At 60.5% G+C, this 20,650-nt stretch carries 18 protein-coding genes; 3 read left to right on the top strand and 15 right to left on the bottom strand.

Annotated features, from left to right (window positions below; translation table 11 throughout):
• Positions 1–5: 5 nt before the first annotated feature.
• Genes FFS45_RS37925 through FFS45_RS37870 form a run of 12 tightly spaced genes read right to left on the bottom strand, consistent with a single transcriptional unit; the run spans position 6 to position 12,930 of the window.
• Positions 6–1,142 carry a type II secretion system protein gene (locus FFS45_RS37925; protein WP_137959763.1) on the bottom strand — a complete coding sequence of 379 codons (1,137 nt, stop codon included), beginning with the start codon at positions 1,140–1,142 and terminating at the stop codon, positions 6–8.
• On the bottom strand, positions 1,139–3,448 hold the full coding sequence (locus tag FFS45_RS37920; protein ID WP_137959762.1) for an ATPase, T2SS/T4P/T4SS family: 2,310 nt from the start codon (positions 3,446–3,448) through the stop codon (positions 1,139–1,141). Before FFS45_RS37920 ends, FFS45_RS37925 begins: the two co-directional genes overlap by 4 nt.
• The gene (locus FFS45_RS37915; protein ID WP_137959761.1) at positions 3,445–4,041 is read right to left on the bottom strand and encodes a hypothetical protein; all 597 of its coding nucleotides are present in this window, start codon (positions 4,039–4,041) and stop codon (positions 3,445–3,447) included. The genes FFS45_RS37920 and FFS45_RS37915 overlap by 4 nt, the downstream gene beginning before the upstream one ends.
• Entirely contained in the window at positions 4,028–5,332 is a 1,305-nt protein-coding gene (locus FFS45_RS37910; RefSeq protein WP_249363097.1) for a hypothetical protein, read from the bottom strand. Before FFS45_RS37910 ends, FFS45_RS37915 begins: the two co-directional genes overlap by 14 nt.
• The gene (locus FFS45_RS37905) at positions 5,329–6,960 is read right to left on the bottom strand and encodes a type II secretory pathway protein (RefSeq protein ID WP_137959760.1); all 1,632 of its coding nucleotides are present in this window, start codon (positions 6,958–6,960) and stop codon (positions 5,329–5,331) included. Before FFS45_RS37905 ends, FFS45_RS37910 begins: the two co-directional genes overlap by 4 nt.
• 5 nt (positions 6,961–6,965) lie before the next feature.
• Positions 6,966–7,553: a toxin co-regulated pilus biosynthesis Q family protein gene (locus FFS45_RS37900; RefSeq protein WP_137959759.1), complete on the bottom strand. Its 588-nt coding sequence runs from the start codon at positions 7,551–7,553 to the stop codon at positions 6,966–6,968.
• Between the two features lie 2 nt (positions 7,554–7,555).
• Positions 7,556–7,978: a lytic transglycosylase domain-containing protein gene (locus tag FFS45_RS37895; protein WP_137959777.1), complete on the bottom strand. Its 423-nt coding sequence runs from the start codon at positions 7,976–7,978 to the stop codon at positions 7,556–7,558.
• Complete coding sequence (locus FFS45_RS37890) at positions 7,978–9,228, bottom strand: hypothetical protein (RefSeq protein WP_137959758.1); 1,251 nt, start codon at positions 9,226–9,228, stop codon at positions 7,978–7,980. Before FFS45_RS37890 ends, FFS45_RS37895 begins: the two co-directional genes overlap by 1 nt.
• Entirely contained in the window at positions 9,225–10,025 is an 801-nt protein-coding gene (locus FFS45_RS37885) for a transglycosylase SLT domain-containing protein (protein ID WP_249363098.1), read from the bottom strand. The genes FFS45_RS37890 and FFS45_RS37885 overlap by 4 nt, the downstream gene beginning before the upstream one ends.
• Positions 10,026–10,032: 7 nt before the next feature.
• Entirely contained in the window at positions 10,033–11,316 is a 1,284-nt protein-coding gene (locus FFS45_RS37880; protein WP_137959757.1) for a TrbI/VirB10 family protein, read from the bottom strand.
• A gap of 13 nt (positions 11,317–11,329) precedes the next feature.
• Positions 11,330–12,229 carry a TrbG/VirB9 family P-type conjugative transfer protein gene (locus FFS45_RS37875; RefSeq protein ID WP_137959756.1) on the bottom strand — a complete coding sequence of 300 codons (900 nt, stop codon included), beginning with the start codon at positions 12,227–12,229 and terminating at the stop codon, positions 11,330–11,332.
• Positions 12,229–12,930 (bottom strand): type IV secretion system protein, encoded by a 702-nt coding sequence (locus FFS45_RS37870; protein WP_137959755.1) that lies wholly within the window; start codon positions 12,928–12,930, stop codon positions 12,229–12,231. The genes FFS45_RS37875 and FFS45_RS37870 overlap by 1 nt, the downstream gene beginning before the upstream one ends.
• A 614-nt stretch (positions 12,931–13,544) precedes the next feature.
• On the opposite strand from FFS45_RS37870, the gene FFS45_RS37865 reads away from it, so the two are divergent.
• Together FFS45_RS37865 and FFS45_RS37860 are read left to right on the top strand one after the other, a co-directional pair.
• A complete protein-coding gene (locus FFS45_RS37865; RefSeq protein ID WP_171029868.1) occupies positions 13,545–14,630 on the top strand; it encodes a ParA family protein in 1,086 nt (361 codons plus the stop codon).
• A 77-nt stretch (positions 14,631–14,707) separates the two neighbouring features.
• The gene (locus FFS45_RS37860; RefSeq protein WP_137959753.1) at positions 14,708–15,295 is read left to right on the top strand and encodes a hypothetical protein; all 588 of its coding nucleotides are present in this window, start codon (positions 14,708–14,710) and stop codon (positions 15,293–15,295) included.
• A gap of 11 nt (positions 15,296–15,306) precedes the next feature.
• Here the strand turns inward: FFS45_RS37860 and FFS45_RS37855 are convergent, their stop codons facing one another.
• From FFS45_RS37855 to FFS45_RS37845, 3 genes are all read right to left on the bottom strand, one after another.
• Positions 15,307–16,530 carry a replication initiation protein gene (locus FFS45_RS37855; protein WP_137959752.1) on the bottom strand — a complete coding sequence of 408 codons (1,224 nt, stop codon included), beginning with the start codon at positions 16,528–16,530 and terminating at the stop codon, positions 15,307–15,309.
• Between the two features lie 1,368 nt (positions 16,531–17,898).
• Positions 17,899–18,234 (bottom strand): stability/partitioning determinant, encoded by a 336-nt coding sequence (locus FFS45_RS37850; RefSeq protein ID WP_137959751.1) that lies wholly within the window; start codon positions 18,232–18,234, stop codon positions 17,899–17,901.
• A complete protein-coding gene (locus tag FFS45_RS37845) occupies positions 18,231–18,926 on the bottom strand; it encodes a ParA family protein (RefSeq protein WP_137959750.1) in 696 nt (231 codons plus the stop codon). The genes FFS45_RS37850 and FFS45_RS37845 overlap by 4 nt, the downstream gene beginning before the upstream one ends.
• A 1,044-nt stretch (positions 18,927–19,970) precedes the next feature.
• On the opposite strand from FFS45_RS37845, the gene FFS45_RS37840 reads away from it, so the two are divergent.
• Positions 19,971–20,650 (top strand): hypothetical protein (locus FFS45_RS37840; protein WP_212745800.1); only part of this gene is annotated, 680 nt, incomplete at its 3' end.

Here is a 20,650-nt window from a genome sequence, read left to right as displayed (position 1 = left end):
CTGGCTCACTGAGAGTTGGGGGTTGATGCCGACGAAAGTCCAATGCTCACGACACCTGTCATCGCGTAGGACCCAACGCCGAGCGTGAGAAACAGACCCGCTGCAATGCCAAGCAGCACGTAGTGGGCAACTTTGGCGTTTCGTTGCACGGTCTCGACGACACGGGACAGCGATTCGCGGCCGAGATGCCTGATGGCGGACACAAATTCATCGCGCCCCGCCGCGTCGGTAATCCGGTCAACGACCATTTCCGAAAAAATTCCCGTATCCAATGCGCGCATAGGCTTGTCCGGTGTCACCGTCAACCGCCGCCCCATGCGGTTCAGATGCCAGCGCAGCCAGGGGTCGGCGGTCTTCGTCAGACGATCGAGCGCGGCGCGCAGCGTCAGGCCCGAATCGAAGAGACCGGAAAGCGAAACGATCAGCAGTGCGGCGCGCAGGTCGCGACGGTTGCGCCACATGAGCGGCATGTTGTCGAACCGGTTGCGTAGCTGGCCCACCCAGCGCCGCAGGCTCATGAAATAGAGGCATACAAGGCTCACCACGACGGAGCCGGACAGCCACCAGTACTGGTAGCAGAAGGTGTCGATCGCGTACAGGACGCGTCCGGCTGCTGGCCAGTGGTCGAGTGGTTGCACCTCAACCACGCCGGGGAACACCGCGCCACCGAAAAGCATGCAGAAGCCGTACAGATAGACAAGGAGGAACGCCGGATACGCCATCTGGATCGAGGTCGTGTCCGACAGGATCCGCTTGGCGTGCGCCGCAAGCTCCGCGAGTTCGAGCCCCCGCGCGGCCGCATCCTCGCGGGTCGCGGCACCCGCCAGTTCGAGCAGACCGTATTCGTCGACCGGAACGAAGCTGCGCAAGGCCTGCGCGAAGCTGTCACCGGCCACAAGGCGGCGCCCAATTGCCTGATAGGCTGGCCACACAAGCGTCTTGCGGGTACGACTACGCTGCTCAAGGTTCGTCAGCCGCTCGAGCATTGTTTCCCGGTTGCGCACGCCTTTCTTCGCGACGATATCAAGGCGCGTCTCACGGTAGAACGATTCGCGCACCTTGCGAAAGCGCCATGTCGCAATGCGCAGGCGCTCATGTGCCGGGAGCAGAAGGAAGGCCCAGTGGATCAGTGAGCGGATCATGCCGGCATCCTCCCGTCCCGATCGGCGAACACACGGTATCCGGCAAACGGTTTCATGCTCTCGTCGATGAAGCGCGGATCGATGATGCCCAGCGAGGCCTTGTAAAGCGCGTGCTCGTACACTGTCTTGCCTGTCATGTCTGCATTGCCGAAGCCCGTCACGCGACTTTCGCGCCATACCTTCGTGGCACCGCGCCAGTCGCGCACGGCCACGCGTTCAAGGAACTCCCCGGTCGGCCGGAACAGTTCCATGGCGAGCGTCTGGCCCTTCGTGCCGGCGGCCACCTTGCCAGCCCGCGTGAAGAGACCCGGCAGGCGGCAATGCTCGCAGCCATTGTCGTCGCGGCATGCCATCCTCGACGTGTCCAGACCGAACTTCGAGCGCAGCAGTTCGAGCTGCGCCGCAGGCATCACATCGGCCGCCGGCTTCCTGCACTTCGGACACAGCAGCGGGATCAGCTTCTGGTTGCCTACCGCGTTGACAAATTTTTCCGACGACACCTCGTCGATCGGCAGCCGCAGGCGCCCGCCGGCGAGACGCATGAATGCACTGATGATGTCGTCGGCATGCAGCGTCGTGCGCACCGGGTGTCCGGTCAGCGCCAGTTCAGCGACCAGCCCGGCCATCACTGCATCGCGGATCTCCCCTACGGTGACATCGTCCGGGTCCATGCGCATGATGGTGCGGATCACTTCCGCGCACTTGCGGTTCGCTTCGTCGTCCGTCTCATCCGGGCGTCGCGGAATCGAGATGTCGGAGAGCCACGGCTGTGGATACTCCGACGGTTCGTTGACGGCGTACTGTTTGCTGACATCGCGCGACACCATCATGTACGAGAGCGCGCGCAGCAGCGTCGTCTTCGCCGACCCTGTCTCGCCGGTCAGCACGGTCACCCCGCCGCTCACATTGCCCAGCGAGCGGATGATGTCGAGCTGGCTCTTCTCCAGCCCCATGGTCTCCGGCATGCGGACCCTGTACTTCCGGAAGTTGCCGTCGAGCAGCCGCAATGCCACATCGAAGCCGCCAACGAGCGGCGAACTCTGCCAGCGCAGGTTCAGCATGTCTGTATGAGCAACGAGCGGAATCATCGCGGACTGTGGCGCACTGGGCTGGAACGTCTCACCCGAGTTGGTGTTTCGCTGCACGAGATCCTGATAGGCCGCCGAAAGTGCGCGCCGCACGAGGGCCTTTGGCATGTGGCGGTAGGTGTAAAGGTCGCCGTTCACCCGGAAGCGCAGTTCGGCCTGGTCGTTGAAATCGCGATCCTCCCAGTGCACGTCGCTTGCGCCATACGCGTGCGCCGCCTCGACCACGTCGCGGAACGTGCCGATCGCGCGCGAGGTCTCGGGGATGACCGCGGCCGAACGTGATTTTTCTGCGCCGTAGATCGCGGCGATCACCTCTTCGGTGGCGATCATTTCCTCGCGCACCGCAATGTCCGCACGCTCCAGATCCTTCACGTACGTCGAATACAGCGCGGTCTCATGAAAGCGCTGCGTGGCCACGACGATGGCGACGCCGGCCTGCAGGTCTACCGCGACGAACTGGCTGCGCACGGCCGCCGTGATGCGGAGCACCGCGTCGGGCGTCGCCTCGCACAGGATGCGTTTGAAGGCGGGCAACGAATCCAGTGACATGAGCCGCGGCAGACCGATCGATTCGATCGTGACGTCGGATTCGGTCAGGGACGTTGTCTCCTGAGCATCCGGTCCGGCGGTCGCGGTGGCATCGGTCCTGGCCACTCCCGCGCCCGCCTCATTCACAGAAAGCTCAATGGAGCGTGCCTCATCGACCGGCCGCGGCGTACGTTCGTCCGATGCGTCTGCGGCCTCATCTTCCATCCCGGCTGCCGGCGTCGATATCGTGTGGTCCACAACACTTGCGGCGGAAAGGTCCAGGTGTTGCAGATCGCCATCCGCGCGCGCCGCCGTATCTACGGGTCTCTCTTCCGCCGTGTCACGGCTGTCGACTTCACCAGGGTATTCGTGCGCATCGACGTCGGTGATATCGCCACCACGCAGGCGCATGCCGAGCGTCATGTGCTGCGGATTGACCGGCTGGTTCGGCGTCGTGAAGCGCTGCTGCGGCTTTTGCTCCGCGCGCATCGTCTCGCGCGCTTGCTGTGCGCGCACGCGTGCTGGCTCCCCCACCGCTGCATCGGTCTCAAACCGCGGCTCGGCGCCGCTCGCGATCGGCAGGTTGCCCGAGGCAGGCTCGACGAAGCTCGCGCGCCATCCTCGCAGCCGCGCGAGGATGCCCGACGAACCCGGTTCTTCGGCTTCCGGAGCACCGCTAAAGAGGCTCATTGCGCACCCCCCTGCAGCATGCCCGGTCCCGGCATGCCCACACCCGCGGGTGGAAGCGGACTGCCAAGATCCCTGATCGCCTGCAGCGAGCTGCCCGCGAAAACCGCCGGTGCGACCGGTGTCAGTACGGGTGTCATCGACCTGATCGGCTCGGTCCAGGTGTGACTTCCTTTTCCTGCTCCAGACGCGACCGTCACGAGAAACCCGTCGACCTTGCGCGTGGACCAGCCATTGAGCAGTTTCTCGCCTACGCGGGCCGGATAGACCGCGCCGTTAAACTCGTACAGCACGAACGATCCGCCGTGTTCGTCGCGATATGCGCCAACAAAGTTCACGGGAGTCACCGGTGCGACTGGCTCGATATGCCTGACCGGCTTTGCCTCTGCCACGGGCGCCGCGGCGGCGGACGCCGGTAGCGGCTGGGGCGCGGAACCAGGCTTCGCTTCACCGCCCGTCAGGTCGTGAACGAGCTTCGCCTGCGAAAGCTGGTCGACGTCGTCGAGCGTGAGCTTCGGCGTTTCCGCCCGCGCGCCGACCGTACACAGCGCACCCAGTACGCAGACGGCCACAGCAAGTTTCTTATCCCAGTACATAGTATTTGCCCTTTGCAACGAACCTGATTCCGGCTGTGCCGTTCTTCCCCGCCTTTGTCTGCAACGTGGCCGTGAGGGACTCCAGCGCCATGTTGGGTGGCAGTCTGGCCAGCAACGGGCTCTGCCACCTGTAACCGTCGATCTCCCAGGTGCCCACCCGGATGACCGGACCGAGGTGCGCCTCCCCCGGCGACACCGCCAGAAGCGGTCGCGGTGTGCCCTCGATCGCGACCCGGTAGCCGTAGCTGTCAAGCTCGAACGCCTTGACCGACAGACGCTGCGCGGGCGTCTGCAGCAGCAGCTTCATCTCCTCGAGCGATGGCCAGTTCCTTGCATCGGCGGGCCGCACACCCTCAACCTTCGGAATGGCCACGCCTTTCGTCGTGAGATGAAGGCCGTCGGCCATGAAGGACACCGGACGCATGCCGGCCGTCGCGCCCGCGTCGAACCCTGCAAAGGTGCCACCCGCGCGCAGGTAGGTCACCGTGCAGTTGCCCCGGCTGCCGCAGTCCTCATGGTCGAACTGCCAGCCCGTGCGGATCGCATCGGTCGCCCCGCCCAGCGCGAGCAGTTGCGGCGCGAGTTGTGACGCAAGGGGCGGAGCAACGCGAAAGGCGTTTGCAACGGCGGCGGCGTATTGCTCCTGCCAGGTCGCAACGTGCTCCTGCGGCGGCGGCGAGATCAGGCCCGGTCCGTAGGTCACGCCAACGACGAGCGCAACCGCGATCAACGCGAGGGGCACCAGCGCCGGTATCGACACCGGCAGCCTTGAGACACGGCCCACCTTCTTCTGCGCGAGCAGCTCCGTCGCATGAAACGGTTCGTCGATATCGCCGATGGATGCGCCCGACCCAAAGACGGTCAGTTGCAGGCCCATGCGCCGGCTCTCGGCCTCGATCGTGGCCTGGCGGTTGCGCGCATCCTCAAGACCGAGCGCCTCGTCGCTTCGCACAGCGCCGCGCACCACATGGACGAGGTGGACAAGCTGCTCATCCTGCAGCAGCACGAGCGCAGCCGGCCGCGAACGGATGCGCTCGTGAAGCGCGATGCGCGCCGCGCCCGAATACAGCCGCGCGCCCCGCATTCCGGTCGTATCGGGCGTGGCAAAGCCACCAAGCACCTCGCCGTTGACCTTGATCTCAACGTAGTGCGTTGCGCCAAAATCGTCGGCATAGCGACGCCGCTCGGCGCCGGCACCCTTGACCGGGTACGCGCGCCAGTCCAGGCCAAAGACCAGTCGCGCCCGTTTATCGCCGGGTAACGGTTCGGTAACGTGCATGGCGCCGCTCACATCGACGGCACGACGGTGGCGGTCAGCATGATCACCTGGAACGTATGCGACCTGTTCCATGTGCCTGTGATACCGCCGATGCCGCCGTTCGTCGTGCTGTTGTTCTGGTCCGTCATCGCGCCATAGATCACGACCGTCTGGCCGTCTGCCAGCGAGATCGTCTGGTCATCCTTGCTGCCGATCGTATGTGCGAGCTGGATCTGCTGCTCGGTCTGGCCAGACCCCACGCTCGCATTGGTGAACGGGCCGTTCAGCTTCGAGGTGTCGCTCCAGTACGCGAGGATGATCTGGTTGTGATCGTTCACCGACGGCAGGATGTTCAGGAAGTTGCCGGTCGTGACGGTGCCTGGCGTGAGACCGGGCACGCCGCTGGACGTGCCGGTCAGGCTGCCGGATGACGCCGAGGTCGAGCGCAGGTAGTCGTCACTCTGGAACGACGCCACCGAGATCGGCAGGCCATTCAGCGTGAGCTTGGTCTGCGTGTCGTCCTCGATGGTCTTGCCATACGAGTTGAGCGCATTGATCGCCGCATTCGTCCCGTTAAACGGCGCGTTCGGGTTGAGCACCGACAGGCCGACCGAGCCACCACCGGACGAAAGCGATGTCGGCGACGTAAAGCTGATGGCGTATTTCGCGAGACCACCCTGCAGGTGGCTGAACACCACATCTGCGTTCAGGCCTGCCTGGCTTCCATCGTTAAGCGCAATCTGGATCGTGCGCACGCGGATCATCACCTGCCGTGTAGAAATCGCGTTCTCGCGCTTCAGCACGTCGCCCATCCGGTCAGCCGCCTCGCGCGTGTCGTAAATCATGACGAGACGGCTTTGCGGGTTGACCGTCACCTTGCCCATCGGGGACTTCAGCGCGTTCAGTTCACCCGTAATGAGGCCGATCTGGTCGAAGTCGCCCTCGCGCCCCGTGGACGTGACGGCCGAGAACGAACCGGTGTCGCTGCCCGAACCTGTGCTGCCGCTGCCGCTCGACTGGTTGCCGGTGGACGTGTTCATGCCCTTGGACATGGTCGACTTGATCGAGACCTTGCCGGGGATCGCTGCGATCTGGTACATGCGCGTCACAAAGCGCGTGATCCTGATGGTCGAGCCGTCAAACGACCAGTCGAGGCCGAGGTCCTCGGTTACGCCCTTCAGGTACTCGCCGATCCTGCAGTCCGGGCAGGGCTGGGCATACAGGGGATCCTCGCGCGATGCGCCGGGCCCGGACACCCCGGCAGCCCGCTTGCCGTCGCCACTGTCGGCCTGGACCTTCGGGATCAGCGAATCGCGCGGGATGAACACGTCGTCGCCCAGATGCACGGGGTAGCCCGTCGCGCTCTGCACGAGGGTGGCAATCTGGCTGATCTTCAGGTTCGCGGGGAACGTGACGGATTTTTCGCGGAACACCGCGGGCAACTGCGCGTCGTACGCGACGGGCACCATGCGGTCACCCAGATACGCATCCGCGACATCCTCAACGAGCGGCGCCTGCCCGGGTCCACCGTTCATGGCATTCGTCGCCGACGCGTTCGCCGCGTCGTAGGCGCGGTTCACATCGCCCTGGCTGACGGCGCACCCGGCGAGCCACAGGACGGCAAGTGCGGCGACGCAGGCCTTGAGTTTCGGGTAACGCATGATGGTCAGTCCTTGCAGGTAGCCGCGCGCGCGATGACGCGGATCACGTGATTGGTGTGCCGGCAGATCCGGGTGGGCGTGCGCATGTGATTGGTCGCCTGCATGACCTGCGTGAGCACCGAGGTGAAGTCGCCGCTAAACGTGGCGTTGAATTCCAGCGGCAGGTCGTCGTCGATCTTCCATGCGAGCTGCCAGCCCTGCCCCTGCAGCCAGCGGTCCAGCGCGTTGCGCAGGTTCGTGTCCTGCGGCGTGATCGAGAGCGAGAGTGTCGACGGCGCGCCGTCGCCCGCTACCACCACGGGCGTGACAGCCAGCGACACACCCGGCGGCGGCGCGGAGGCCGTAGCAGGCGTTGCCGACGCTGGTCCGCCCAGGACAGAAACACCCGCTGCGGCTGACGGCGAAGCCGCCGAAGCTGACAGGACCTGCCAGCCGTCGCCGGCGGGTGCGGCAAGCCTGGACTGGTCCGGATCAGCCGCACTGGAGACGGATGCGCACGCCCCGAACGCAAGACCCGCGAGGACAAGTGCGGCGAGAATCCGGGTAACGGTGAGCGTGCGACGCCCGTAGGGAATGGTCAGGTTCTTGGTCATGGTCAGTGGGCTTTCCGCTGAAGGCGTCGGTAGATGGCGTTGGCGTAGGCAAGCTGCTTCGCGGTGGAATGCGCGTTGTATGCGCCGACCGCCTTCCACGTCGGGCCGAAACGGTTGATGTTCATGGCGAGGATCCACGTCCCCACGTAGACGTTCACGCAGGCGTCGAAAAGCTGCGCGCGACTGATACCCAGGCGCGCGAGCGTGGGCAACCAGAAAGAGTTGATCTGCATGAGACCGATGTCCTCGGACCCGTCTGCGTTCACGCTCAACGCGTTCGCATGCATGGCTGATTCCTGCTCCGCGATCGTGCGAACAAGCGACACATTGATCTGGCGGTAGCTGGCCGCATCATCAATGCAGTCAGCACGGGCCGGAGAGGTTCCGAGCAGCGCGGCTATCAGGGCAAGAAGGACGAAGCGCATCACGACGCGGCCCCCGTACGCTCGAAGTACTTCACATCGCGTCGGCGGGTGACGTTGACCGTCGCACCATCGGCGGTGACGATGAACTGGTCCGCGATGCCGTCGAAGCGGTAATAGCGTCCCTTCTGCTGCCCGGTGCCAAGATGCCGCACATCGGCGACCGTGACGCGCACAACGGACGGCGCAAACTTGAAATACGTCTGCCCGTCCTTCTCGAACACAGCTTCGAGATGGGCAGGATTGGCCACATCAAACTCGTAGACCATTCCAGCCACGCGGGCGACCTCGACGTGCGTCGTGCCATCCGATACCACGAAGTGGTCAACGCGATCGATCGTGACAATGCTGCCGTCCCACTTCGGATGCAGGGACTTGCCTTCCAGCGTGGTGACCGTCAGCTGGGCCTGCGGCCTTGACGTGAAGCGGATCTGCGTGTGCGTATCGTCGCCGTCGCGGATCGCTTCAGCGCCGAACTTCCGGGCGAGCATCGACGGTTGCTGGGACACTGGAGCCGATGCGACAGGCGCACTCGCGCCGTTCTCCGGGTCTGCCATGCCCTGCACCGGTTGCTGCTGGCCCGCCGAGTAATTGAGCGCTGCGGACTTCGGCGCATCGCGATGCAGACGCACGTGCCGCTCGCTGAAATCCACATCGGCATACAGGCCCGTCTGTGTCATCAACCGGTCCAGCTCCCCGAGCCAGTTCTCGCCGTCGCGGGTCTGGAACGCTACGGCGTTGGTCAGATCGACGTCTTTCTGGGCCGAGCCGCTCCAGCCCTGCGGCACCAGCGCCCTGACGAGGTTCCCGACCGGCATCGTCGCACTGAGCGCACGAACAGGTTCGAGTGCGCCGTGCCCGCCGATCAGCACCAGCCGGTTCGTGAAGCCATCGAACGAGGCCGGCTGGTCGTCCTTCTGGACGGCTGCACCCACCTTACCGATAAAGGAGTTGGCCCTGGACCAGCGGGCGCTCGCCGTATGACCGCCTACCGTGTACAGGATCAGCTCCGGCGTGCCGTCGATCACGACGTAGGGCCCTTCCGGGTGTCCGCCATCGGCCGTGATGATCTGGCCCGCGCGCGGCTGGATGTACGTCTTTGAACCGTCGTTGAAAATGAGTGCCGGCCGCTCGACGATGCCGCCATCGATCTCGTAGTCGAAGTCGAACGGATCGGTACTGGCCGCGTGAGCGGACAACACGCGGGCCGCAACTGCGCATGCGAACGCAAGGGTTGTGACGGTGCGCTTCATAGGCCTGCTTCGATCCGGGTGAGATGGCGCGCGAAGCGCACGAGGTAAGCCTGACCCGGCGCGGGGTTGGCGCTGTGGTAATACGCAATCGCCTTTGCAACGGAGTGCGTCCTGCGGTAGTTCTCGTTGAGGATGTCTTCCGCAACATGAATGTTCGTCGCCGGCGCGAGCGCGTCCCACGGCGAGGCGAAGCGCTTCGCGTGGTAGCACCAGTTGACCTGCAGCAGACCCACATCGAAATCGCAACGATGGGATGCAAGCAGCGATTCGATCGCCTCATAGGCGTCCTCGCGTGACCGGAAGAAGAATCCCTGCCCGGCCACGTTCAGGGTCCAGGGCCACGCCCGCCCGTGCAACCCGGACTCGTTCAGCGCGATGCCATCGAGCACCTTCGGATCGACACTGGTGTGCATCGCATCGAAGGGGGCGGTCGTTGCCGCGCACGCCCACCCTCCCCGCGCCTCGGCGATCGCCGCCTGCGCCTCGTCATCGAGATCCACCGGTTTCAGCCACCCATCGCGCACGAGCAGCTCGCGCAGCGCGACGTCGTGCGAATCGACCCTGACCGTAATGCCAACGTCCCGGTTGCTCTGGATCGGCTGGCCAACAAGCGGCGCCGCCCACAACTGGAATGCGTCCAGGCCGCAATACAGCACCGGCGCGCCATCCAGCGTGACCATGCGCCGTGTGCTGCCGTCCGCGATCACATAGCTGACCGGGCTGATCACCTCGCTGATTGTCACGGCAGGAGCGGCATGCGCGCCCACGCCGCCGAGCGCGAAGAGCAGCGGAATCAGGATGCGTCTAGCCACGATAGGGCTCCAGCGTGATATCGCGGTTCACCTTGATCATGAAGCGCTGGCCCGGCGGTACAGTGATCGTCGGCGGGATGTTCTGGTAGCGGCTGAGCACCGACTGCGCCGTGTTCGCCGCGACCTGTCCTGCCGTCGAACCGACCTGCGTCACGCCAAACGAGTTGGACGTGGTCGCGGTGGTACTGCTCCTGTCGAACGCTCCGAGCAGGATGGCGGTCAGGAACGACGTGCCATAGATCCTGAGAAAATGGTTGTTCACGTCGCCGGAGAAGCCTGCCGTGCCGTCCGGGTCCGCACCCTGCGCCCCAAAGAGCGGCACGTGTTTGCCATTGGGCAGGCGCAGTTCAGTACCTGCGACCAGGATGCTTTCCTGTCCGGGCTGGATATCGCTGCTGTACGGCGCCACGATGGTCGAGCCCTTCGGGATCATCAGGCAGCCATTGCCCAGGCTGTCGTAGACATCGTTTTCGACGACGAGGGCGGCCGTACCGGGGTGATCGGAGTTCAGGCCTTCGATGGTCTCCACCTCGATGTGCCCGGGTGGCGAGAGCGTGCAGCCACGCGACTGGCCAACGAAGCCGGCGGCCAGGAAGCCTTCGCCGCCTGCCGACTGCGCCTTCGCGTCATTCATGAACTGCGTGTCGTGCTGCTGCGTCGTCTGGGTCGAAGCCTGGCCTGCCTTACCCGCAAGAGCCTGCGCCTGGGCGCCGGCCGCGTTCATGACCTCCCGCTGCGCCTCGGCCTGCGCCTGTGCGACCTGCGCGGGTGTGGGCACGCCACCGGGCTGCGCCGGCTGCGTCGCCTGATCCTGGACCTTCACACCGGGGCGAAAGATCGGCGAATCGAAAATGTTGTCCTGCGCCGTCTTCTGCGAGAGGTTTGCCGCAGCCGGGTCGTTCATGAATCCCTGCGCGGTCAGCGACGGTCGCATGCCTTCCCGGCCCGCACCCTCGCCTGCGTTGACCGCGGGCGCCGATGCCGCACGCGCCTCGGATGCCGCTTCGCGCTTACCGGCCGCAATCTGGTCGTCCATCATCCTGTCGATGTCGTCGTTGGGATTGACTTCCTTGTGGACGGCAGCCGCCTCCCGCTGCTTTCTCTGCAGCTTCGCCTCCTGCTCGACCTCGTTGCTCTCCCTGAGCTGGTAGTAAAACCCGATCGCGCCAATGATGAGCGCGGCCACCACGCCGACCGCGAAGATCGCGTTGCGCGGCGACTTGCCCTTGACGATTGCAGCGTGCTCGCCACCTGGTTGCTGGTTGGACCTGGCCATGCCGGATTCCTGGTCAGAAGCTGAACAGGCCGCGATGGCCGCGCGTGATCGTGATCTCGTCGTGAGGCCCGCGCAGCACGATCCTGTCGGCCACCTGCTGCACCACGAGATACGGATAGCAGCGATTGAAATCGGGGCTCACGACGTCGCCGTGGTCCATGACGACCGGCACCGGGAACGGGGCGTTTTTAGGCAGCATGATCCAGACGAAGCGGCCGTCATCGAAAACCGTTTCCGGTTTGAACGGCGCCGAGCCGGACACGGTGTAGTCGAAGTTCAGGTTGCCGGGCGTGACCGCCACACCGCGGCATTCACCCGGGGCGGAACCGGCATCACCCGGCTGCCTGCCGTCGGCAGCGCCTGCACTCCCTGAGTCACCCGCGTCTTCGCGCGCGCGAACCTTGCTCATCAGGGACTGCGGATAGCGAAAGCGCACGCTCTGGTAGAACAGGCCACCCAGGGGCGAAGACACCAGCGTGAAGTCGTACTCGCGCAGGTTCGTGGTCAGGTGCAGTGTGTTGACGAGACCCGGTTTCGTCGGCTTGACGAAGACGTGGTTAGCGCCATCCGTGTCGATGATCCATTGCACCGAGTCACCCATCCCTGGCTCGGCTATGAGCTTCTCTCCGGGGGCAAGCTCGATCGTGGTGAGCTTGATCGGCGCGGTGAGCACCTTGTAGATCTGGTCTCGGCTGTACGTAAAAACGGCCATGCGCGCGTCGTTGGGCATGGTGACCGGGTCGACACCGCTGTTATACGGATTGACCGGGCTCATCGGGTCGGCAAGCATCGTGGCAATGTCTGCCGAAGGCGCGGGCGCCACCGCTTCCTTGCGCGCGGCAAAGGCAGACGCAGAAGCGAGCGCCAGGACGAGCGCAGCCACCCACGGGTTGACGTGACGTACGGTATTCATCAGTGGGTCTCTTCCAGCGTGAACAACGGGTAGAAAATCCCGAAGGGATTGGCTGCCAGCGCGTCGTCAGAAGACGGCGGGACGATCTGGTAGCGCCAGGTCAGGGCCCAATGCCGCACCACTGGTTTGTCGGTCGGATTCTGTGTCTCGCTGGTAGTGAATTCGACGACTGCGGTCGATTCGTCGAGCAGCGACACGCTGGACACGTGCACTTCGCGCACGAGCTTCGGATTGAGGGTGATCGCCTGATAGGGTGCGTCTTTGCGGAGCCAGTCCGCAAACTGGTTCCTGGCGTTGCCGGTCATCTGGGCCTTGACGGCGTCGATGTTTCGCTTCATGCGCGAGTTGTCGACGCTGTCGGTGAGGATCGGCTCGATCGTGAACCAGGCCACCACCGTGTCCTTCATGGAGGTGCGCATCGCCTGATCTTCCGGCTTGTAGGCGGTAAGCTGATGCGTGAGCGGATGGCCACCCGAGTCCGCGGCCACGCCATACACCTTCACCTCCGATGGCGGCGGCTGGCGTGTCCACACGGCGCCCGCTGCAATCGCAGCGAGCATGAACGAGAAGATCTTCCAGTGATTGGCCTCAACCCGCAGGCGCGTGCCGGTATCGAAGATGACCTTCTCGGGGTCATCCTCGTTGTAGCCGCCCGGCAGGGGCGACAGGGCGATCTGCTTCCTGCTCTTGAAAAAACGCATGACGGACTATCCAGTTGGGCCGACTCAATTGAATCAGCCCGCACAGGTAGTCATTCATGCAAAAGCGGTGCGATTTGACGCGGCTTTCCGGGGAGTAGCGGTGTCGCCAGGAAAGCTGCCGATCTGGAGGACCGCAGCCCATAACCGGTTATGGGCACTTTCCCGGAAAGCTTGAAAAAATATGGAGCTTTCGAGGCAACACGCTTGCGACCGACAGCGTATGGTCGTCATGGCCAATCGCTTAGGAGTTGCACGCTTTTGCACACGCCAGGTTGGCAATAGCGCGCGGAAAAATTCTGTTAATTCAATCTGTTACATTTTTCCTGCGACCGATAAACCGCAATTCAGGGCATAACCGGTTAAGCCCCTTGTTGCGTTTTTTGCATCCTACATTATCGCGACCCGACAAATTCCAATCGATTGTTACCATGACCGTAACTCTATGCGGCCTCTCTGCTAACTTTCAAGATTTAAACAACCTGCCACAATATTTTATTGCAACATGAATTTTCCATTGTGCAAGGATTTTTTTATAAACCAACATAAAATCCTTGCACAATTGCGATTCCCTCAGCAAAATGGGAACCCTACGATTCCCGTTGCGGAGAATGCATTTGTCGGTCAAGCCATTGAAAGTTCAGGCGGCAGCTCAACTCTTAGCCACCTCCGTCGACACCTTGCGCCGCATGGTTGACGAGTCAGGTATCAAAGTGGCTCGAGATGAGTCCGGGCCGAGAACCCGCCTCTTCTCAATTGAAAATATATTCGAGCTTGCGCGCTATCGTGCTACGCGACGTTCCAAGGATAGGAATGCCGAAAAGACGCCGGTCGTAGCAACCGTGTACGCCCCCTGTGAGGGCGTGGGCGCGACAACTCTTGCCTCAAATTTTGCTTCGATTTTCGCACTTAAGGGGCTGCGGGTCTTGGTCGTGGACCTCGACTTTCAAGCTAACCTCACCCACACGTTCGGCTACCACTCTGAACTCACATCGGAAGAAGCCCTGGAGAGAGGGATTCCGCTGGCAAAGGTCATCGAATACAACTTCGCTAACCTTACGCGAAACTATTCCAACGAACGCGTCGCGCTTCAACAAGTGGTGAAAAAGCCTTTCGGAGACTGCGGGCCTCACCTCGTGCCGGCGGATCTGACATTGGATCGACTGAATACGCTGCCGACCAGCGAAACCATCGCAGGACGCAATGATGAATCGGCTGTCATAGAATTATTGAAAGAAGGGTTAGCCAGGAAAGATCCGTACTTCGACGTTTCGGACTACGACGTCATCCTGTTTGACGTTGCGGCCGCCAGGACTTCGATCACGCAGGGCGCGTTGTTCGCGTCTGATTACATCGTTTCTCCGGTGTCGATGGAAAAATTCTCAACCAGGGCGCTGTCCTACCTGTGCGGTGTTATAGCGGAGATGCAAGAGCATTTCGACCGCAGTCCTGAGTTGATTCTGGTAGGAAATTTTTTCGACCCAAACCGTGTCCGCCGGATCAGTCAGTTGATGACGATTACGCAAAGTTACCAAGACGCATGGCTCGACCGGTCCGTTCGACATAGCGACGACTTAACTAACGCAATGCCGGGGGAGGCCGACCTCCCGCTGGTACTGGCAAAACCAGGCAGCCAAGCCGCGATTGATTTGCGCGAATGCGTCGATGCTTTGCTCGACCGTGTCGGACTGGTCGGGCGGTAGCGTTCAAAACAGAATACCGCCGTTGCCGCACGAGGCTTATGGCAGCGGGCCTTTCACTCAATAGGAAAACTAACAGCATGTTCGAAAAGTTCGCGGCCGGGGGTATTCCAAATCAACGAACGGCCATATCCGTGCAAGCAAAGATGCTGGCGGCCTCGTGCTCGCCGACAGAGTTAGGCCGGTTTTATCGCTATCTTCTCGATCGGCAATTGTGGGCCTCTCAGACAGATCTCGCGAAGGCTTTCGGGCTTTCCAATCCCATGATCTCGCGTGCGTTGGGCATGGCCCGTCTACCCGCTGAGGTTATCGAAGCAGCAGGAGGCGAAGGTAAAATAACCTTTCGTCTTGCACGAGGAATCAACGCGTTGATCGGTGTTATCGGAATCGATACCGTCGTGCACAACGCCATGAAAATCGGATTCGATCAACGCCGGTCCACGGCGGATTTACTCAGGGCATTGTCGACAGGGCAAGAGCAACCTCGATCAGCCTTGGCAGCGACGGTGATGCTCGACGAAAGTGGCAAATTTCTCAGGATTGAATCACCGTACATCGCCCAGCTTACCGCCGAACTTCCAAAGTTGGAGGCGTTGCTACAGGCGTCGCTCGCCGCTGCATTACCTTCCCTCGATGCGCGCGGAAAAAAACGGCGCGGGATCGGGTGACACAAACCCGATCAAGCCTGTTCGATGCGGCTGGATACCGTCGCACGCAACCATGCCGTGTATGCTGTGCGCTCGATTGCGTCCTTGAACGTCGCCGACTCTCGCTGATAGGTCACTCCCTTGCCACCATCGGCCAAATAAGTCTCAGCCAATTCACGCCGCTCATCAAGGGAGAGCGCTTTGATAGCCGCTGAGGTCCTTTTCACTCGAGCATCTGCGGCTTCTTCGCCGGCTATCTCTTTCGCTCGACTCGCCTCCTTCTCGGGCTTCTTCCTGCCATCCTCTCGTGGCGTGGAGGTATTGTTGATGCTGCTACCCTTCTCGAAAACAGTGCGGGCGTAACCACCGGGGTTACCCGTGATCTGTTTCTTCCGCGCGCGCTCCTCCACATATATTGCGGTTTGCAACGCGCGCTCGGGTTCCTGCTGAATCCAACTGATCGCCAGCCTGTCGCCGATTCCCAGAGCCGTTAGACGCTTAAACGCATCGGACTCGCGAATTGCCCGCTGATCCTCGTCCTCGGACCCGTCATAGACCGAGCGCTGCGGATTGTCCTCAACGAGGAAACGGATCTGCACCACCCTGCGAGCTTCACGCTTGTACTCAGGTGTAACGATGATGTTGGAAACTTGGTTGATCTCCTGAACAGCCTTCTTAATCACTTCGCCGGAAAAGTGCTTGAATTCGTCGTACATGCTCGCGTCTGCCCCAAGAAGGCGCCGCCAGGTCTCGACCGAAATCCAGCCAGTCGATCCGGTACGCTTGAACCGCAAACAGTTCTCATATAACGCGAGAGCGTAACCTCCGCTGAACTGCCGCTGAACATTGATGTTGATCAACGTATAGATGTCTGGATTCGCCAGCTTTTGCGCCAACCATTCGCTGTACTCGTACGAGCAAACGCCGTTCTTGATGCCCGCGTAGCCAATCAAAGGAGATGCATCCCAATCCGACTTCCCGCCCTCATGGAGAAGGTCGAAAGAGATCGGTGTCGACATGATTTTCAACAAGGCCCGCTTCAGCGCGTCGGTGTTCTTGCTGTCAAACCCTAGCATCGTGCAAAGGATCCCAACTGGTAACCGATGCGTTTTCTTCGATAGAAGTTCGTCGAAAGCGTTGAGCAACAGAACATTGACGATCTTGCGCTCCAGTAGGGACAGCTCGCCGCTAACGTGCACTGTTGCAACGTGCTTTCGCAATTCACTCGCGGGGGGAACGGGTTTGATGTTCGGCATTCTTTCTCCGAGATTGCCGATGATTGTAGGAGCTAAAGGTCAGATTTTCAACCTCGATAGCCTGACTTTACGGATTCACCCCATAAACCATGACTTCTTGTGCAGCCGTGTGTCCAAACGCGCAAAACAGAACGCACTCCCCCTCGACTCGCGTAACGTTACAGGCTTCGTCCGAACCGCCTCCCCATGCACGATGGCATTTCGGACAGGACCAATCGGCAGCACTCCCCATAAACCATGACCTTTCCGATCAGCGATATCGAATAGCACCCCACAGACCATGACCTTTCGAATCAGGGGGGATCAAAAGCACCCCACAGACCATGACCTTTCGAATCAGGCGGGATCAAAAGCTCCCCACAAACCATGACCTTTCGGGGCAGGCCTAGGCCGATGGCCTCTTAAAGCATGTGCTTTTGCGGCTTCGACAGCGTGACCTCACCGAATCCATTCAGCTGTCGTGACACCAGCCCACAAGCCCTGACTTTGGGGTCTCGCACACCGATTCTCGCTTCTTTCTAGCAAACGAGTGCTTTCGATAGAGCCTGACGGCGCGTACAGATGCGGTTTTCATTGAAAGTGTTCGCTCACATCTGAAGATGGGGCAGGTCCAAAGGTCAGGGTTTGTGGGGGCCTGCAAGCTTCCCCACAAACCCTGACCTTTGTCATCCCCATGGATGCTGACCTTTCCCCCCACAAAGGCTGACCTTTCCCGAACTCGACGGGGCTCTGAAGATGTTGAATATCGTCTAAAAACATAAGCTTGTAATAGATTTATAAGGTCAAATAGCATGTTCGCCCCATAAACCATGACCCGACCCCATAGACCATGACCATTGGACGACTGTTTGCCCCACAGACCATGACCAGTCACCCCATAAACCATGACCTTTCCAGGCGCAACGGTATATCAGCCAAGGGATTCCGGAAGCTAAAGGTTTTATAGTTGTTGTTTCTTAAAGACAACAACAGTGTTGTTTTTCGAGATATCCCTGCCCCCCAAACCCACCGCCCCGCCTCGCGCAACTACATCGTCCAGTCCAGTGGAACAGATGGTGAGGGATCGCATGGCCAAACGATTGAAAGACCGTATTCCCGGTTTTGAGCAGATGCGCGGCAACCCTCTGCCTGCAGGCGGACGAAGGAAGGCTCGGACGCCGGCGTCGTCGTTCTAGGGCCCTAGTGCGGCGTCTGCTGCTGTTTAATTCAGCGACGTATCAAGTCGATATCCTGTTCGGCAAGGCGGTTTGGAGAGTCCACCGGCTAAAGAATTTGGGCGGAACGCATTGTGAGATTGACAGGTCACGGCTGATTGCGCTCGAAGATATATCTAGTAGCTACTTGGTAGCTACTAGATAAGAGTGGTGGCTAACGTGACCGAGACTGTCGCAGAGCCTCAAGCGCCCTAGCCAGCACTTCACCAAGAGGCAAGCCCATCTCATCAGCGGTTGCATACAGCTTTTCTATAGTCTCGTTCGTCGCTTTGATGTTGATCTGCTGATTTCGGCCGGTGGTAAAACGCCTGCGCTTCTTACGATCCGAGTCAGTTCCGGTAGCAGTCGCCGCTGTCGGTTGCCGGCTGGGAAACCCGTTGTCTACGGCAAGTTTCTCGATGACCCCCGGCTCGACAGGTTTCCGATGAGACTCACTCGCCTGCTTCGGCTGGAAATCGCTCAGATCGTCCAACGGATTGACTCGACTCATAGCGCATCTCCTTCCGACACAACTTCCTGCTTGGCCGCCCGCAAAGTTTCAATTACTTCCGCCGCGAAGGCAGCAGCGTTTGCCGTTGCCTTGTCCAAGTTCGATACCTCACGAGGGTCCAGACTGCTCAAGGGTTCACCGAATGAGAACATCGCCCGGAAGGCTTCCCGCTCGTTCAGCTCCGTCGCGAAGACGTTAATTCCTGCCTCGGCGAAGGAGGAATTGATATGTGACATGGTTCTCGTACGGATGATTGGACTGGTTCTCGTTAGCAAGACACCATACGGAACCGGCCGTCGTGACATTTTTTCCTGCTGCTTGATCACGCGGAGAGCGCGGGACGCCTGTTTTGCGTCGAGTTGGGACCCTTGAGTCGGGACGATAACCAGATCGGCCTGGCTTACTGCCAGCAATACGATCTTCGCCGCAGTACCTTCCAGATCAACGATGACGAAGGGAGTTTTAGAGGCCGCATCCTCAATTACCTCGATCATGTTTTCTTCATCAGCATCAGCCACTACGCGCAGCCGCGGAGGCGTGTGCTCTCCCGCTGCCCAAGCTTGAATGGGTTTATTCGGGTCGGCGTCAATCACGGTGACGTCTGCGTTCATCGCAAGCTGCTCAGCTAGGACCAATGCGGAGGTTGTTTTGCCGGCACCGCCTTTAGGGCTAACGAAAACGATCGTGGGCATCTCTTATCCTTTTAAAGATAGCTAGCTAGTAGCTACTAGCTAGCGTTGAAGACTTTCGTCCGCGCGATGATAGCCTAGGTTTGCGAGAATTGGTAGCTATCGGATATCTATTGGTATCTAGTGGATTTCAGGAAGCTATCCGATATCGTTAAATACTAATTTGGTACTTAATAGACATCGGATAGCTACTGGATAGCTATCCATATGAAACGATCTTAGCCTTTTCGGCAATGCATCGTAATGTACAGTGTCGCACAAATTTAACATTGAGATATCGGACAGCTATTTAATTGGTATCTAGTAGCTATCGGATATCCTAAAAGATGCCGTTTTATTTCGATCAAAAGTGTAATCGACCACAGGAATTGAGTTCTCAACTTTCCGCATGGTAGCTATCCAGTAGCCTGTCGATATCCGACAATGGCCGTTCGCACGAAGACGGTACGACCACACGCGGGGCCCTAGTTGACGACGGCTTTATTGGTAGCTATCACGTAGCTATCTGATAGCTATCTAGTGTCTTCAAGGGGAGGGGGTAGAGATGCTTTACTGAAGGCATCCAATGGTGTCGATAAGAGAGTATTTGTAGGTGAGGGGGCACAGCGCCGCAGTCCCGGGCGTCCGTATGGAGAACTGTCAAGAGACGCCGGGATCGCGAGGGTGCCCAACGTCAGAAGCAGTCGCGAGATAGCTACTAGATAGCTATCTAACGCGCCTATTCGCTAGTTGTGGATAGAACGCTGAGCCTCTGCCCGCCGAGGCTCGGGGTATGAAGACTCCAAGGTTGCGCACACGAACCCGGCAATTCCTGCGACTCGAACGTTCCGGACAGCTGAACCGCGACTTTATATACTGAATTTCCATATGTCCTACGCCGACCGCGCTCTGCGCGGCAACCCAGTCTCTAGAGAGAAGGGGAGGGTGACTACGAAACGTTGGGAAATTGACCTACGGGATCTCACGCTAAAGGGACTGATTTAGCGGCCGATAAGATTGCGAGGACCCGTCAGATCGGGCAGACGCGAGCAAAGGAAAGTCGAAAAAATGGAACATACGAAGATCTGGTGGGAAAAGACGGTCGAATACGCGTACGTCATGACGATGGGAATCGATCACTTCGTCGCACCGCTGGATGGGAAGGAAGATGCGCTGGCCGACCTCATCGTCAAACTCGACGCCACTTGGACCCTCATTGAATTCAAACGGTCCTGCGCGGAATTCCGCAGCGAGCGACTAAAGTATCCATCAGGGGACGCGGATCACCATCTGACCAGCCTTTGGAGCTATGCGGACTTATGTCGGGCGGGAGCCGTCGAGGGGGTATTTTGTAAGCCACATGCCTTCGTCTACGGAAGCGGCGTTGACCCCGAAACAAACAGGCTTCGCATCGAGGCTGTACCGTACTGGGGAACGTGCGTGCAGAAACAATGGCAACACCCGCTGTTCCTTGAGGACCTGGATCCGAGAGCGCCTGAGTGTCTACCCGGCGTTTCGTTGAGCCGGTTTAAGGAATACGCGGAGATGCTTCTACGGGCCAAAGCTTGCGGAAAGCCTGCTGTTTCAACCGGCGGGCTTGCGATGGTGGTTGGTCTTTCACCTTCCGGCACACCACTGGTGAATTTCGCCCGGAAAGATTTCGCGCAGGCGGTCTTGCCGACAGTGCCACTACCGCCGCTGCCGTCGCCGCAGGCCACCCCCGACCCTGTCTGTTATACACCTCTGAC

Source organism: Burkholderia sp. 4M9327F10 (assembly GCF_005503145.1).
Classification (GTDB): Bacteria; Pseudomonadota; Gammaproteobacteria; order Burkholderiales; family Burkholderiaceae; genus Paraburkholderia.
Note: the sequence above shows the minus strand (reverse complement) of the source record. Positions and strands in the feature narration are given on the sequence as shown.

Coding starts and splice junctions, on each gene's coding strand:
- FFS45_RS37915 (WP_137959761.1), bottom strand. CDS start 4,041: ATGTACTGGGATAAGAAACTTGCTGTGGCCGTCTGCGTACTGGGTGCG.
- FFS45_RS37845 (WP_137959750.1), bottom strand. CDS start 18,926: ATGCCCACGATCGTTTTCGTTAGCCCTAAAGGCGGTGCCGGCAAAACA.
- FFS45_RS37905 (WP_137959760.1), bottom strand. CDS start 6,960: ATGCGTTACCCGAAACTCAAGGCCTGCGTCGCCGCACTTGCCGTCCTG.
- FFS45_RS37870 (WP_137959755.1), bottom strand. CDS start 12,930: ATGCGTTTTTTCAAGAGCAGGAAGCAGATCGCCCTGTCGCCCCTGCCG.
- FFS45_RS37880 (WP_137959757.1), bottom strand. CDS start 11,316: ATGGCCAGGTCCAACCAGCAACCAGGTGGCGAGCACGCTGCAATCGTC.
- FFS45_RS37920 (WP_137959762.1), bottom strand. CDS start 3,448: ATGAGCCTCTTTAGCGGTGCTCCGGAAGCCGAAGAACCGGGTTCGTCG.
- FFS45_RS37855 (WP_137959752.1), bottom strand. CDS start 16,530: ATGCCGAACATCAAACCCGTTCCCCCCGCGAGTGAATTGCGAAAGCAC.
- FFS45_RS37900 (WP_137959759.1), bottom strand. CDS start 7,553: ATGACCAAGAACCTGACCATTCCCTACGGGCGTCGCACGCTCACCGTT.
- FFS45_RS37860 (WP_137959753.1), top strand. CDS start 14,708: ATGTTCGAAAAGTTCGCGGCCGGGGGTATTCCAAATCAACGAACGGCC.
- FFS45_RS37850 (WP_137959751.1), bottom strand. CDS start 18,234: ATGAGTCGAGTCAATCCGTTGGACGATCTGAGCGATTTCCAGCCGAAG.
- FFS45_RS37925 (WP_137959763.1), bottom strand. CDS start 1,142: ATGATCCGCTCACTGATCCACTGGGCCTTCCTTCTGCTCCCGGCACAT.
- FFS45_RS37875 (WP_137959756.1), bottom strand. CDS start 12,229: ATGAATACCGTACGTCACGTCAACCCGTGGGTGGCTGCGCTCGTCCTG.
- FFS45_RS37890 (WP_137959758.1), bottom strand. CDS start 9,228: ATGAAGCGCACCGTCACAACCCTTGCGTTCGCATGCGCAGTTGCGGCC.
- FFS45_RS37895 (WP_137959777.1), bottom strand. CDS start 7,978: ATGCGCTTCGTCCTTCTTGCCCTGATAGCCGCGCTGCTCGGAACCTCT.